The following is a 13,400-nucleotide window of genomic DNA, read 5'->3' on the forward strand; positions in this document are numbered from 1 at the left end:
TCAGCGATCCTTCAGGCGCCCGCCGCTTTCAGCGCGGGTTCGAGCTTGGCCCAGTCGCCGGTGTCTTCCAGCACCTTGCCGTTGAGGATGAAGGTTGGCGTACCGCGGACATTATATTGCTGGTTGGCCTTGTCCGCGTTGGCGGCGAGCGTTGCGATCTTCGCCTTGTCGGTCAGGCATTTGCGCGCCTGATCTTCAGGCACGCCGCGCTGCTTGACGAAATCGAGATAGCCCAGCTCCTCGGCAAAGGCAGTGGCGACCTTGGTGGGTTCGCCAAGTGCCGTTGCCTGCGGAATGACCTGTTCGGCCTTGGCAAGCAGCGTTGGCTGGTTCGCCATCATCTGGTCGAGCATCGGGAAAAAGGCATCCGCCGACAGGCAGTGGCCGAGCAGTATCGGCGCCACGTCGAGCGCGCCATGGATCGGATAGTCGCGGAATTCGTAGGAGACCTTGCCGCTGGCGATATAGGTCGATTTGAGCGGGCCCATGCCCTCTGCCGAGAACTTCGCGCAATAGGGGCAAGCACGCGAGCCGAATTCGAGCAGCTTCAGCGGCGCATCGGGATTGCCCATGCGATAGCCGCCCTCGGGCGTCGCCGTCACGACGTCGACCCACGCCTTGCCAGCCGGCGCCGGCTTGCCTGCGACCGGGGCGCTTGCGACCGGAGCCGAGCCGTTTTCGCTGCCCGCGCCACCGCAGGCGGCAAGCAGAGCGACGGGCAACAGGGCGATCGGGGCAGTCAATTTCATCGGGCTAAACTCCTGCACAAAAGTCATTGCGCGCCTTGCGCGCGGAGGATCGGTTCGAGCGATGCCCAGTCATAGACTTTGGCATCGCGCCCGCCGACATAGAAAGTCGGTGTATATTCGATGATCTTGGCGCCCGCCGCGCCGATTTTCAGCACCGGGTTCACGATCTGCGGATCGGCGAAGCACGCCTTAATCTGCGCGTCGCTCAACCCCTGTGCCTTGGCGATGTCGTTGAGTCCGATCGACTGCGCCATGATCCTGATCTGCTCGAGCGGCTTTTCGGCGGCGAAGCGGCGCAGCTCGCGGTTGACGAAATTGACGCCGAGCGGGCTCCATTCGTCCTGATGGGCAAAGATCGCCTCGACAGTCGCTGCATAGCGCGCCGGCCCCGTGCAGCGCGCGATGATGGCGGCGGTCAGGTCGAGCTGGTTCGACGTCAGCGGGCGAAATTCGAGGCTGGCCTTGCCCGACTTCACCATCTGGCCCTTGAGCGTCGCGGCCGATTCGCGGGCGAAGGCGGCACAATGCGGGCAAGTGAAGCTCAGATATTCGACGATCTTCACTTTTGCGGCCGGATTGCCGATGCGGACGCTGCCCGCGGGCGTGAGCGCGGCGACCTTGCTCCAGTCAGCAGGTGTGGTTTTGCGCTGCGGCTTGCCGGGCGCCGCGGGGGCGGCAACCGCAAAGCCGATGAGGGCGAGGGCGAGCAGCCTGTGCATCATGCCGCGTCCTCGCCATCGATCACCGGCGGGCCTTTGGTCGCAGCAACGCCCGCTGCCAGCGCCGCCAGCACTGCTTTCAGTTCGGGGTCGGCGATCGCGCGCAAGCTGTCGCCGAGTTCGACCGGCACGGGTTTAAGCGACGGCTGCGCCGCACGCGGGCGCGGCGGGGCGACATCGCCCTGACGCATCACCACGCGTGCGACGGCGGGATAGCCGAAGAAGCGGTTCACGCGCTCGATGATCTCGGGCGCGACATGCTGCATCATCACGCCGTGGGCGCCGCGCACGACGAGATGCAGCGTCCCGTCCTGCCGACTGCCGCGGGGAAAGCGAATCGATTCGGGGACCGATACGGCGGCAAAGCGCGTGCCGACGATTTCGGGCCAGCGGCTCACGATCGAACTCTGCACGAAGCCGAATTTCTTGAAGGCAACGCCGCCCACCGCTGGCAGCAGATCGCTCAGCGACCGCGCCGGGCCGCCACGCGGCGCTTCATCGGCTTTGGGCGCTTTGGGGGCTTGGGGAGGGCGCAGGGTGTTGCTCACGGCATCGTCCATGCCATAGCCGCGCGGTGGACGCCAAGCTTGATCATGACCCCGCCGCGATCGCGCCCGCGCTGCTCGGCTGGTATGATGCGCATGCCCGCGACCTGCCGTGGCGCGCGAAGCCGGGTGAAACCGCCGATCCGTACCGCGTCTGGCTGTCCGAAGTGATGTTGCAGCAGACGACGGTCGCAACGGTGCGCCCGCGCTTTGCCGATTTCGTTGCGCGCTGGCCCGATGTCGCGGCGCTGGCGGGCGCAGAGGATGCCGATCTGATGGCGGCATGGGCGGGGCTCGGCTATTACGCCCGCGCGCGCAATCTGCTCGCATGCGCCCGGGCTGTGGTCGACCGGCACGACGGCGCCTTCCCTGCCGACGAAACCGCACTTCGGCAATTGCCGGGGGTGGGCGACTATACGGCGGCAGCGGTTGCGGCGATTGCCTTTGGCCAGCGCGCCGTCGTCGTCGACGGCAATGTCGAGCGCGTCGTCGCGCGGCTGTTCGCGCTTTCCGATCCGCTGCCGGGGGCCAAGCCGACGATCCGTGCGCTGACCGATCGCATCACGCCGCACGATCGCCCCGGCGATTTCGCACAGGCGATGATGGATTTGGGGGCCACGCTGTGCAGCCCGCGCAATCCCGCCTGCGCGCTGTGTCCGCTGGCGGCGATGTGCGCGGCACGCGGCGAGGGAAATCCGCAGGCCTATCCGGTCAAGGCCGCCAAGAAGGCGCGGCCGCAACGCTATGGCACGGCGTTCTGGATTGAACGCGACGGCGCGGTGCTGCTCGTTCGGCGTCCGCCCAAGGGGCTGCTCGGCGGCATGCGCGCGTTGCCGACCGGGCCATGGGCCGATGCGCCGCCGGGCCTAGCCGGCGCCCCAACGCCCCACGCGGACTGGATGATGGCCGCGGGCACGGCCACTCATGTCTTCACTCATTTCCGCCTCGAACTCGTGCTTGCGGTTGCGCGCCACGACGGGCAATCAGGCGCCGTGCAAGGCGAATGGTGGCCGATCGACGATCTTGAGTCGGCGGGCCTGCCCACGGTGTTCGCCAAGGCAGCGCGATTGAGGAGAGAGTGATGGCGAAACTTAGGGCGATGACGGTGGCGGCGCTGGTGGCGCTCGGTTCGGCAACCGCGCTGGCAGGCGTCGCTTTTGCAAATCAGGCTCAGCGTCAGGCAGCGCCCTTGCCGCCCGCGCCCGTCGCGTTGACGACGTCCAACGCGCTGCTCGATAGCTATCCGGCGACGCGCAAGGCACCCGGCGTCGTCGCCGTCGTCGGCATCGGCGATACGGTCAACGTCCATGCCGCGGGCAATCTCGCGTTCGACGCGGGCGCGCCCAAGGCCGACGGTGACTCGCTTTGGCGCGTCTATTCGATGACCAAGCCGATCACGGCGATGGCGGCGATGATGCTGATCGAGGAAGGCAAGCTCAAGCTCGACGACCCGGTCAGCAAGTTCATTCCCGCTTACAAGAACATGACCGTGCTGGTCGACGGCACCAAGGACCTGACCGCGGTGCCCGCCAAAAGCCAGATCACCGTGCGCCACCTGATGACGCACACGGCGGGTCTCGGCTACACGATCATCACCAAGGGGCCGCTGCTCAAGGCCTATGAGGAAGCCGGCATCACGCCGTTCACTCAGACCGCGCAGATCGAGCAAGCTATGCGCAAGGTTCGCCCTGCCACGCTTCAGGCCTTTGCCGAAAAGGTCGCGACGTTGCCGCTGATTGCCGAACCCGGCACCAAATGGAGCTATTCGATCGGCCTCGACGTGCTCGGCGCGGTGATCGAGAAGGCGAGCGGGATGCCGTTCGAGGCTTTCCTGCAGAAGCGCATCTTCACCCCGCTCAGCATGAAGTCGACGTACTTCACCGTGCCCGCGGTGGACGCGGCGCGGCTGGCGACCGGCTATGCTTTCTTTGGCGAAAACCCGCTGCCGCTCGATCCCGGCGCGACGTCAGTGTTCCTGCAGCCGCCGAGCTTCCCCTATGGCGGGGCGGGGCTGGTGATGTCGGCGAATGATTACGACCGCTTCCTGCACATGCTGCAGAATGGCGGCACGCTCGACGGCGTGCGCATCCTGAAGCCGGAGACCGTCGCGCTGGCGATGTCGAACCTGCTGCCGGCGGGGGTTACCTACCCGGGCGCCGTCGCCAATACCGGTGGCGCGCCGGGGCCGTCGCAGGGCTTTGGTGCGGGCGGGTCGGTGTATTTGGTCGATATTCCCGGCGGCCCCGGCAAGGGCACCTATGGCTGGGGCGGCGCGGCCGGCACGATCGCTTGGGTCGATCCCAAGCACAAGCTGCGCGCGACGGTGATGGTCAACTATATCCCCGGCGATCGCTGGCCGCTGCGCACCGATTTCACCAAGGCGCTCTACGCCGATCTGGCGCACTGATACGCCGATGCTGGTGCCGGGCTTTACGGGCGGGCAGCTCGACCGTGCCGATCATCTGCGCCACGACGCCGAGGCGCTGGCGGCACTGCGCGGTGACTGGCGCGCGCGGCTGCTGAAGCTTGAGAACTTCGAGCCCGAACTGACGGGCGAAGGCAAGCTGGCGTGGACGTCGCTCGCTGATGCGCCCGACGATGCCGAACTGCTGCTGCTGGGGCTCGACGAGGGCAAGCGGCCGTACTTCGCGGCTTATGTGCCCGGCATGCGTGCGCCGTCCGGGCGGCCGATGCGGCTGTTTGCGATGCTCGATCGGTTCGCACCCGGCGAAGCCGCAACCTATGCCGCCGCGCGCAGTGTGCTCGACTGGCACAGCCGGCACGGCTTTTGCGCCAATTGCGGTACGCCGACCGCGATGATCCGGGCGGGCTGGGCGCGCAAATGCGGCAATTGCGGCGCCGAACATTTCCCGCGCGTCGACCCGGTGGTGATCATGATTGCCGAACATGATGGCCGAGCCTTGCTGGGCCGCGGCAAGGGCTGGCCGCCGGGGCGTTATTCGGCGCTCGCCGGGTTCGTCGAGCCGGGCGAATCGATCGAGGAAGCCGTCGCGCGCGAGATCTTCGAGGAAGCGGGCGTGCGTGTGTCGGGCGTCCGCTACGTTGCCAGCCAGCCCTGGCCGTTCCCGTCGTCGCTGATGATGGCCTGTGTCGCGGTCGCCGAAGACGATGCGCTGACGGTCGATCCGAACGAGCTCGAGGATGCGATGTGGGTGTCGCGCGAAGAGGTGCGCACCGTCATGGCGGGCGGTGAGGGGCCGTTCCTGGCCGCACCCCCCTATGCGATCGCGCACACGCTGCTGACCGAGTGGTCGCGCGGCTAGCGCTCGCGCGCCATCGGATAGGTGCCGAGCAGCCGGACCCATTCGGCATGGAAGCCGAGTTCGCTGAGCGCGCGGTCGACCGCCGGGTCGCCGGGGCGGCCGATGAAATCGGCGTAAAATTCGGTCGCAGTAAAGCTTGCGCCGCGCTGATAGCTCTCGAGCTTGGTCATGTTGACGCCCGCCGTCGCGAAGCCGCCCAGCGCCTTGTAGAGCGCGGCGGGCGCATTCGGCAGCGCAAAGATCAGCGTCGTCACGAACGGCCCGTCGCCGTCGAGCGGGATTGCCTGCTGCGCGAGCAGCACGAAGCGAGTCATGTTGTGCGCTTCGTCGGCGATATCCTCGACCAGCAGCTTCAGCCCATAGGTATCGGCAGCGATGGCGGGCGCGAGCGCCGCGACCCGCAGCCACTGGCGGCACTGGCCCAGTGCCTGTGGATGGCTGACCGCCTCGCGCACGTCACCGCGCGTGCCCAGCCCCATCATCGCGTAGCGAATCGGCAGGAAGAATTCGCCGATGATCGTCAGCCCCGATTCGGGCAGCAGGAAATGAATATCGGCAACGCGGCCGTGCAGCGAATTTTCGATCGGGATGATCGCCAGCTCGGCACTGCCCGATTGCACGGCCTCGATCGCGTCGTCGAAATCGAAACAGGGCAGCGGCAGGCCGTCCGGCACTGCCTGAAGGGCGGCGATGTGCGAATTGGCGCCCGGCGCGCCCTGAAAGGCGACCGCGTGGGCAGGATCGGCAGCGGCGGCCGCGGTCATCGCGGCGACGATCGGGCGGGCGGGGGCGGGGAAGCGTTCCATCTGCGGGCGGCGCTTATCCGCCCTTCGCAGATGCGGCAAGCGCTGCTTGCGCATGCCGGTCGGCGAACCTAAAGGGAGCGCAATTCACTTTCTGGGGCATGTCGGCACATGAGCTTTCGGACGAACATCATCGTGGGTTGGGTTCTGGCGGCGATCTTCGTCGGGCTGGGCCTGACGCTGGTCGCCGGGAAGATTTACCACGCCGAGCGGCCCGAAAAGATGGGCTATCCGATCGAGGGCGTCGTCGAAGCGGCTGCCGAAGGCGCCGCGGCTGCGCCCGAAGTGCCGATCGCCAACCTGCTCGCGACGGCCGACGCTGCGAAGGGCGCCGAAGTCTTCAAGAAGTGCACCTCGTGCCACAGCATTGCCAATGGCGGCGCCAATGGCATCGGTCCGAACCTGTGGGGCATTGTTGGCAAGGGCATCGCTGCCCATGCCGGCTTCGCTTATTCGGACGTGCTGAAGGGCAAGGGCGGCACCTGGACCTTCGACGAGCTCAACAAGTGGCTCACCAACCCGAAGTCCTATGCGTCCGGCACTAAGATGAGCTTTGCTGGCCTTGCCAATCCGCAGGACCGCGCAAACGTGATCCTTTACCTCAACACGCAGGGCTCGAACCTGGCGCTGCCGACGCCTGAAGCGGCGCCGGCGGCTGCCCCCGCCGAGGGCAACAGCGCCGCGCCCGCTGGCGAGGGCAATGCGGCGGCGCCCGCCGCCGAAGGCAATGCCGCCGCACCCGCCAAATAAGCAATTCGCTGGGCGAGGGCGTCAGTCCTCGCCCATCGGGTCGCGCACCATCGGGTCGGGCCGGTCGCGGTAGAATTCCTTGACATAATCCCACGCCTCTTCCGCGGTTTCGACGAAGCGGAAGATCTGCAGGTCGCGCGGCGAAATCACGCCTTCCTCGCACAGCGCTTCGAAATTGACGACGCGGTTCCAGAAATCGCGGCCGAACAGCATCACCGGGATCGGGTCGATCTTGCCGGTCTGGATCAGCGTCAGCAGCTCGAACAGTTCGTCGAAGGTGCCATAGCCGCCGGGGAAGGCCGCGAGCGCGCGCGCGTGCAGCAGGAAATGCATCTTCCTGAGCGCGAAATAGTGGAACTGAAGGCTGAGCCGCGGCGTGACATAGGGATTGGGCGCCTGCTCGTGCGGCAGCACGATGTTGAGCCCGATCGATTCGGCGCCGACATCGCACGCACCGCGATTGGCGGCTTCCATGATCGACGGCCCGCCGCCCGAGCAGACGACGAACTGCCGCATGCCGTTGGCGTCGGGCGGCACCTGGCTCACGATCTGGGCGAGCCGGCGCGCTTCGTCATAATAACGCGACTTAGCGACGAGGCTTTCGGCGATTTTTCGCGCCGCTTCGCCCTGGGCCACGTCCAGCATCGCTTGCGCCTTGGCGGGCTCGGGAATGCGCGCTGACCCATAGAAGACGAAGGTCGAGCCGATGCCGGCCTCGGCGAGCAGCAGTTCGGGCTTGAGCAGCTCGAGTTGAAACCGCACCGGCCGCAAATCTTCGCGGAGCAGGAAGTCCATGTCCTGAAACGCCAGCCGATAGGCGGGGTCTTCGGTCTGCGGGGTCTGGACGATGCCGCGGGCGGTTTCGGCATCCTCGCTGGCGCGTGCAAAAACGCGCGGCGGAACTTTGGGGTCGCTCATCACGCTGCCCTAACGGTTTTGCGGCCGATTAGAAACGGATCAGCGGCAAAAACCAGCGCGGTCATCTTCCAGATGGAGGTGGTTGTAATGCGCGGTGTTGTAATCGGGGCTCAGCACGGTGCCGAACCGTTTGCAGGCAGAGGCATGGATAACCTCGAAGAAGCGGCGCACATCGGGTTCGCTCGACCGCCAGCCCTTTTCCACGGTGATGCGTCGCCCGTCGGCAAGCACGAAGCCGCTGACGTCGATCGCATTGCCGACTGCATGGCCCGACAGCCGGGTATAGGCGGTGGCCGTGCCGACGGTGTTGCGGCAGGCATAGCTGCCGAAGGTTTCGATCCGCACCAGATCGCTGCCGAGGATCTGGCGCGCGGCGGGCGCGAGCGCAAACCGTGCCCAACCGGTGAAGCGGCGTGCCAAGCCGCAGCGCATGCCCTTGATGCCTGTCACCGGCACGCCGATGTCGACCAGTTGCACCGCGCCGACGAGCGAACAGCCGCCGCCATAGTCGCGGTCGGGCAGCGCGTTGTAACGGACGTCAGCGCGCGCCAGATCGGCAAGACAGGCCTGCGTTTCGCGGCTGGTCGGCAGGCTGGCGGCGGCGGGGCGCGAGGCGGCAGGGCGCGCGGGCGGCGCACGATCGCTGCCGCCGCATCCGGCCAGGGCAAGCATCAGCAGGATCGCGGCACGGCGCATCGCAAGCGAGGATAGCGATGGAATTGGCCCCGATGCAACGCACTGGCTCGCGGACGAGCGCAGGATCAGACCGCCGCGCCCGCCGCTGCGCCGCTCGCCCAAGCCCATTGGAAGTTATAGCCGCCGAGCCACCCCGTCACATCGACTGCTTCGCCGATCGCATAGAGTCCCGGCACCTTGCGCGCCATCATCGTTTGTGACGACAAGCCGTCGGTCGAAATGCCGCCGACCGTCACTTCGGCCTTCGCAAAGCCTTCGGTGCCGCTCGGCTGAAAGCGCCAGTCCTTCAGCCGCCGCGCGGCGTCAGCGAGCACGCGGTCGGTAAGCCCGCCGAGCTCGCCCGCCAGCCCCAGCCGCTCTGCCAGTGCCTCGGCCAGACGGGCGGGGAGGGAGTCGGCAAGCGCAGCTTTCAGGCTCCCACGCGGGTGCGCGCGCTTGGCGGCAGTGAGCCAGTCGGGCGCGGCGTCGGGGACGAAATCGATCGCGACGGCCTCGCCGTGGCGCCAATAGCTCGAGGCTTGCAGGATGGCGGGGCCGGACAGGCCGCGGTGGGTAAACAGCGCCGCCTCGCGGAACGCTGCCTTGCCGGCGCGCGCGACGACGTCGGTCGCGACGCCCGAAAGCGCCGAAAACAGCGCCTCGGCGCCGCCCAGCGTCAAGGGCACGAGCGCCGGGCGCGGCTCGACCACTTTCAACCCGAATTTGCGCGCGAGATCATAGGCAAAGCCCGTCGCGCCGAGCTTCGGGATCGCCGGACCGCCGGTCGCAATCACCAGTGCTGGGGCGGTATCGGTCCGCGTGCCGTGCACCACCGTGAAGCGGCCATCGGCATGCGCCACATCGCGGATCGCGCTGCCAAAGGCGAAATCGACGCCTGCGCATTCATCGACCAGCATCGCGACGATCTGCTTCGCCGATCCGTCGCAGAATAGCTGCCCGAGAGTCTTTTCGTGCCAAGCAATCCCATGCGCATCGACCAGCGCGATGAAATCCTGCGGGCTGTACCGCCCCAGTGCCGATTTGGCGAAATGCGGATTGGCCGAAATAAGCCGGTCGGGCGCCGCACCCAGATTGGTGAAGTTGCACCGCCCGCCGCCCGAAATCAGGATCTTGCGGCCCGGCTCTTGGTTGTGGTCGATCAGCAGCACCCGGCGCCCGCGCTGACGGGCAACGCGCGCGGCCATCATGCCCGCCGCACCCGCGCCGAGGACAATCACGTCATAAGGCGGCCGCGTGGCTATTCGGGTTTGCCCCAATACCACATTCGCTGCAGCTCGCGCTGACCGTCGAGGAACTGGTGCTTGAGCGCGCCCAGAATGTGCAGGCCGGCCAGCACATAGACGAGCTTGCCGATGACATCATGTGCCTCGCCAAAGCCATCGTGCACGGCGAGCTTGGTGGCCGGATCCAGCGCCATGATGAAGCCGATGCGCGGCCATTCGAACAGCCCGAAAAGGTACATCGGGTTCTCGGCAGCACCCTTCCACGCCGAATCCATGATCCAGCCAGTCAGCGGCATCGCGAAGATCAGCACATAGAGCGCGATATGCGTCCAATGCGACAGCCGCACTTCCCAGGCCTTGTATCCGGTCGGCAGGGCAGGTGGCCGATGCGCAAACCGCCACAGCAACCGCATGATGGCCAGCCCCAGTACGGTGATGCCGACCGACTTGTGCAAGTTGATCAGCGGCCGGACCTGTTCGTCGGCGACGACTGGCCAGATCCATGTCAGCGCCAGATTGAGGATGATGCCGATCGCGACGAGCCAGTGGAAGGTGATGGCAAGGCTGGTGTAACGGCGGTCAATCATTCGGGTCGCTCCACGTCCTGCCGCGACGCACCACTGGCGATTGCGGCAGGCAATCCTTACCTTTGGCTCGCCGAACATTCACCCCCATTTTGCGGGAAGTCCCTTGCCAGCGATTGCCCGCCTCTCCCGATCGCTAATGGTTGAATCGCCGCGCCTTTCGCCGCGCCGCGCGCCGTGGCAGAGCTATGCCATCGGCGGTGGCGCGCTGGTCGTGCTGGTGCTGCTGACCGCGCAGGTGCTGTTTCGCAACAATCTGGCGGGCTGGTCGGTCGGAATCGCTTACATCGGGTACGATACCGCACTGTTGCTGTTCACTGCGCGCCACGCCTGGACGCTGATGCGGCCAACCGAGCCCTTGCCCATGCCGGAAGTGCGGCCGACGCTGGGGGTGATCGTCGCCGCGCATAACGAAGCTGGCGTGCTGGCGGTCACCATCGGCGAACTGGCGGGAGCCGACGACCCGCCCGAGCTGATCCTGATCGCCGATGACGGCTCGACTGATGCGACGCCCGAGATGATGGCGCGCGAGTTCGAGCTTGAGCCGCCGCCGCTCGGCACGATCAGCGCACCGTCGCCGGTGCTGCCGAGCTTGCGCTGGCTGCGCGTGCCGCATGACGGCAAGGCGCGCGCGCTCAACGCCGCGATTGTCGAGGCCGATACCGAGATCGTGCTGACCGTCGATGCCGATACCCTGCTCGATCCCGGCGCGCTGGCGGCGATGCGTGCGGCGTTCGCGGCAGAGCCCGAGCTGGTCGCCGCCACCGGCGTGCTGACGCCGATCTGTGGGCCTTCACCCGCCGGGCGGCTGTTCCAGTGGTTCCAGAGCTACGAATATGTCCGCAACTTCCTGGGCCGCTATGCCTGGATGCAGGCGCACAGCCTGTTGCTGGTGTCTGGCGCGTTTGCGGCGTTCCGGCGCGAAGCACTCGTCGATGTCGGCGGCTTCGATCCCGCCTGTCTGGTCGAGGATTATGAGCTGATCCATCGGCTCCACCGGCATGCCGCCGACCATGGGCTCGACTGGCGCGTGCGCGTGGTCGGCGCGGCGCACGCCCGCACAGATGCGCCCGCCTCGGTCATCGGTTTTCTGCGGCAGCGGCGGCGCTGGTTCGGCGGGTTCCTCCAGACGCATTACTGGAACCGCGACATGATCGGGAACCGGCATTTCGGGATGCTCGGCACCGCGCACATGCCGGTCAAGACGCTCGATACGCTGCAACCGGTCGCGGGCGTCGCTGCCTTCCTCATCCTGATCGCGCTGCTGGCGACCGGGCAGTTCGTGATCGCGCTGCCGATCCTGATCATCATGATCGGCAAGATCCTGTTCGACTTGAGCTTCCTGATCTGGTCGCTGCGGCTCTATGCGCGCTGGACCGGGCAGGAACGCGGGCTGTCGGTGCGCGGCGCGCTGCTCGCGGCCGCGCTCGAGCCGTTCAGTTTCCAGCTGCTGCGCCATGCGGGCGCGCTGTGGGGCTGGCACGCATTCCTGACCGGGCGCGAGACCTGGGGGCGGCAGAAGCGCACCGCGATCGAGGCAGTGGCGGCGGAGTAGCACGCAGCGCGCGCCTCGGTTCCGGCCATCCCTTCATCCGTTTGCCCTGAGCCTGTCGAAGGGCCGTTCTTTCTTTTTCACTGGCGGGGCAGAAGAAGGACTTTGCTTCGACAGGCTCAGCACGAACGGATCATGGGTGATCGCACGCCGCTTAGCACTGGAGCTACAAAAACCCAATCAGCAGCGTCGCGTTGAGCCCGATCACTATCGCTGCCACACCCCAGGCCGCGGCCTGAAGCCAGCGCGGGTTGGCGAAGTCGCCCATCACTGCGCGGTCGCTGGTGAAGGCGACGAGGGGCACGATCGCGAACGGCAGTTGCAGGCTCAGGATGACCTGACTCAGCACCAGCAGGCTGGTCGCGCCGCTGTCCCCCAGCCAGCCGACGACGACCACCGCCGGCACGATCGCGAGCAGCCGCGTCGCCAGCCGCCGCAACCAGACCGGCAGCTTCAGGTCGAGGAACCCTTCGGCGACGATCTGCCCGGCAAGCGTGCCGGTAATGGTCGAATTCTGCCCCGACGCCAGCAACGCCACCGCAAAGACGACGCTCGCCGCGCCCGCACCGAGCATCGGGCTGAGCAGCCGGTAAGCCTGGTCGATATCGGCGACGTCGGTGCGCCCGGCCTGATGGAAGGTCGCCGCCGCCAGGATCAGGATCGCCGCATTGATGAACAGCGCGAGCCCCAGCGCGATCGTCGAATCGAGCACCGCGAGCTTGACCGCCTCGCGCTTGCCTGCCGCGTCGCGCGCGAAGGCGCGGGTCTGGACGATCGACGAATGGAGATAGAGGTTGTGCGGCATCACCGTCGCGCCGAGAATGCCGATCGCGATGTAGAGCATCGCCGGATTGGTGACGATCTCGGGATGCGGGGCCAGCCCGGCGGCAATCGCCGCGACATCGGGTTGGGCGATGGCGAGTTCATAGGCGAAGCAACCCGCAATCACCACCAGCAGCGTGACGATGAACGCCTCGAGCAGCCGGAAGCCCCAGCTCTGGAGCGTCAGGATCAGCAGCACGTCGAACCCGGTCAGGATCACGCCCGCGACGAGCGGCAGCCCGAACAGCAGCTTCAGCGCAATCGCGGTGCCGAGCACTTCGGCAAGATCGCAGGCGATGATCGCCAGCTCGCACAGCACCCACAGCGTCAGGTTGACCGGCCGTGGGTAGCGCGCGCGGCACGCCTGGGCGAGGTCCATGCCGCTGGCGATGCCGAGCCGCGCGGCGAGCGCCTGCAGCAGCATCGCCATCAGATTGGCGAGCAGAATTACGGCGAGCAGCCGGTAACCGAACGCCGATCCGCCGGCGATGTCGGTCGCCCAGTTGCCGGGGTCCATATAGCCGACCGCCACCAGATAGCCCGGACCTGAAAAGGCGAACAACCGCCGCCAGAAGCTGATGGTTGAGGGCGGAACGGCGACGCTGCGGTAGCTCTCGCTGAGCGAAGGACGCGGCGGCACCAGCTCGGCGCTCACGCCGACGGTTTCATGCGCAAAGGGCGGAGGCGGCGCCATGTCATTCTATGTGGGGCAAAAGCATCTCGATACAAACCCCCGTGTCCGGCATCGTTCCGAA

At 66.9% G+C, this 13,400-nt stretch carries 14 protein-coding genes; 5 read left to right on the top strand and 9 right to left on the bottom strand.

What is annotated here, in order from left to right; genetic code table 11:
• Positions 1-11 precede the first annotated feature (11 nt).
• The 3 genes from AX672_RS06240 to AX672_RS06250 are packed head-to-tail and all read right to left on the bottom strand — an operon-like array spanning position 12 to position 2,028.
• Positions 12-749, bottom strand: coding sequence for a DsbA family protein (locus AX672_RS06240; RefSeq protein WP_066650101.1), 738 nt, complete (start codon positions 747-749; stop codon positions 12-14).
• 23 nt (positions 750-772) lie between these two features.
• Positions 773-1,468: a thioredoxin domain-containing protein gene (locus AX672_RS06245; RefSeq protein WP_202189258.1), complete on the bottom strand. Its 696-nt coding sequence runs from the start codon at positions 1,466-1,468 to the stop codon at positions 773-775.
• Positions 1,468-2,028 (bottom strand): DUF721 domain-containing protein, encoded by a 561-nt coding sequence (locus AX672_RS06250; RefSeq protein WP_066649982.1) that lies wholly within the window; start codon positions 2,026-2,028, stop codon positions 1,468-1,470. Before AX672_RS06250 ends, AX672_RS06245 begins: the two co-directional genes overlap by 1 nt.
• 14 nt (positions 2,029-2,042) lie before the next feature.
• Here AX672_RS06250 and mutY point away from each other — a divergent pair, with 14 nt between their 5' ends.
• The 3 genes from mutY to nudC are packed head-to-tail and all read left to right on the top strand — an operon-like array spanning position 2,043 to position 5,297.
• Positions 2,043-3,095: an A/G-specific adenine glycosylase gene (gene mutY / locus AX672_RS06255; RefSeq protein ID WP_066649985.1), complete on the top strand. Its 1,053-nt coding sequence runs from the start codon at positions 2,043-2,045 to the stop codon at positions 3,093-3,095.
• On the top strand, positions 3,095-4,420 hold the full coding sequence (locus AX672_RS06260; RefSeq protein ID WP_082730408.1) for a serine hydrolase domain-containing protein: 1,326 nt from the start codon (positions 3,095-3,097) through the stop codon (positions 4,418-4,420). The genes mutY and AX672_RS06260 overlap by 1 nt, the downstream gene beginning before the upstream one ends.
• A gap of 7 nt (positions 4,421-4,427) precedes the next feature.
• The gene (gene nudC / locus AX672_RS06265) at positions 4,428-5,297 is read left to right on the top strand and encodes an NAD(+) diphosphatase (protein ID WP_066649991.1); all 870 of its coding nucleotides are present in this window, start codon (positions 4,428-4,430) and stop codon (positions 5,295-5,297) included.
• Here the strand turns inward: nudC and AX672_RS06270 are convergent.
• Positions 5,294-6,103, bottom strand: coding sequence for a prephenate dehydratase domain-containing protein (locus AX672_RS06270; RefSeq protein WP_066650106.1), 810 nt, complete (start codon positions 6,101-6,103; stop codon positions 5,294-5,296). The genes nudC and AX672_RS06270 overlap by 4 nt on opposite strands.
• A gap of 108 nt (positions 6,104-6,211) precedes the next feature.
• On the opposite strand from AX672_RS06270, the gene AX672_RS06275 reads away from it, so the two are divergent.
• Complete coding sequence (locus AX672_RS06275) at positions 6,212-6,850, top strand: c-type cytochrome (protein WP_066649994.1); 639 nt, start codon at positions 6,212-6,214, stop codon at positions 6,848-6,850.
• A gap of 21 nt (positions 6,851-6,871) precedes the next feature.
• Here AX672_RS06275 and AX672_RS06280 read toward each other — a convergent pair whose 3' ends face one another.
• The 4 genes from AX672_RS06280 to AX672_RS06295 form a co-directional block, all read right to left on the bottom strand.
• On the bottom strand, positions 6,872-7,768 hold the full coding sequence (locus tag AX672_RS06280) for an LOG family protein (protein ID WP_066649995.1): 897 nt from the start codon (positions 7,766-7,768) through the stop codon (positions 6,872-6,874).
• 39 nt (positions 7,769-7,807) lie between these two features.
• Positions 7,808-8,464 carry an extensin family protein gene (locus tag AX672_RS06285; RefSeq protein ID WP_231731174.1) on the bottom strand — a complete coding sequence of 219 codons (657 nt, stop codon included), beginning with the start codon at positions 8,462-8,464 and terminating at the stop codon, positions 7,808-7,810.
• 65 nt (positions 8,465-8,529) lie between these two features.
• Complete coding sequence (locus tag AX672_RS06290) at positions 8,530-9,681, bottom strand: NAD(P)/FAD-dependent oxidoreductase (RefSeq protein WP_372587568.1); 1,152 nt, start codon at positions 9,679-9,681, stop codon at positions 8,530-8,532.
• 20 nt (positions 9,682-9,701) lie between these two features.
• Complete coding sequence (locus AX672_RS06295) at positions 9,702-10,274, bottom strand: cytochrome b (RefSeq protein ID WP_066649998.1); 573 nt, start codon at positions 10,272-10,274, stop codon at positions 9,702-9,704.
• A 136-nt stretch (positions 10,275-10,410) separates the two neighbouring features.
• Here AX672_RS06295 and AX672_RS06300 point away from each other — a divergent pair, with 136 nt between their 5' ends.
• Positions 10,411-11,826, top strand: a complete 1,416-nt coding sequence (locus AX672_RS06300) for a glycosyltransferase family 2 protein (protein WP_066649999.1) — start codon at positions 10,411-10,413, stop codon at positions 11,824-11,826.
• A gap of 163 nt (positions 11,827-11,989) precedes the next feature.
• Here AX672_RS06300 and AX672_RS06305 read toward each other — a convergent pair whose 3' ends face one another.
• On the bottom strand, positions 11,990-13,339 hold the full coding sequence (locus AX672_RS06305; protein ID WP_066650001.1) for an Nramp family divalent metal transporter: 1,350 nt from the start codon (positions 13,337-13,339) through the stop codon (positions 11,990-11,992).
• Between the last annotated feature and the right edge of the window lie 61 nt (positions 13,340-13,400).

Origin of the sequence: Sphingomonas sp. CCH10-B3 (assembly GCF_001556185.1) — a bacterium.
GTDB classification, from domain to species: Bacteria; Pseudomonadota; Alphaproteobacteria; order Sphingomonadales; family Sphingomonadaceae; genus Sphingomonas; species Sphingomonas aquatica.

Bases quoted from the DNA above. Each gene is read 5' to 3' on its own strand.
- AX672_RS06240 (WP_066650101.1), bottom strand. From the start codon at position 749: ATGAAATTGACTGCCCCGATCGCCCTGTTGCCCGTCGCTCTGCTTGCC.
- AX672_RS06245 (WP_202189258.1), bottom strand. From the start codon at position 1,468: ATGCACAGGCTGCTCGCCCTCGCCCTCATCGGCTTTGCGGTTGCCGCC.
- AX672_RS06250 (WP_066649982.1), bottom strand. From the start codon at position 2,028: ATGGACGATGCCGTGAGCAACACCCTGCGCCCTCCCCAAGCCCCCAAA.
- AX672_RS06260 (WP_082730408.1), top strand. From the start codon at position 3,095: ATGGCGAAACTTAGGGCGATGACGGTGGCGGCGCTGGTGGCGCTCGGT.
- nudC (WP_066649991.1), top strand. From the start codon at position 4,428: ATGCTGGTGCCGGGCTTTACGGGCGGGCAGCTCGACCGTGCCGATCAT.
- AX672_RS06270 (WP_066650106.1), bottom strand. From the start codon at position 6,103: ATGGAACGCTTCCCCGCCCCCGCCCGCCCGATCGTCGCCGCGATGACC.
- AX672_RS06275 (WP_066649994.1), top strand. From the start codon at position 6,212: ATGAGCTTTCGGACGAACATCATCGTGGGTTGGGTTCTGGCGGCGATC.
- AX672_RS06280 (WP_066649995.1), bottom strand. From the start codon at position 7,768: ATGAGCGACCCCAAAGTTCCGCCGCGCGTTTTTGCACGCGCCAGCGAG.
- AX672_RS06285 (WP_231731174.1), bottom strand. From the start codon at position 8,464: ATGCGCCGTGCCGCGATCCTGCTGATGCTTGCCCTGGCCGGATGCGGC.
- AX672_RS06295 (WP_066649998.1), bottom strand. From the start codon at position 10,274: ATGATTGACCGCCGTTACACCAGCCTTGCCATCACCTTCCACTGGCTC.
- AX672_RS06300 (WP_066649999.1), top strand. From the start codon at position 10,411: ATGGTTGAATCGCCGCGCCTTTCGCCGCGCCGCGCGCCGTGGCAGAGC.
- AX672_RS06305 (WP_066650001.1), bottom strand. From the start codon at position 13,339: ATGGCGCCGCCTCCGCCCTTTGCGCATGAAACCGTCGGCGTGAGCGCC.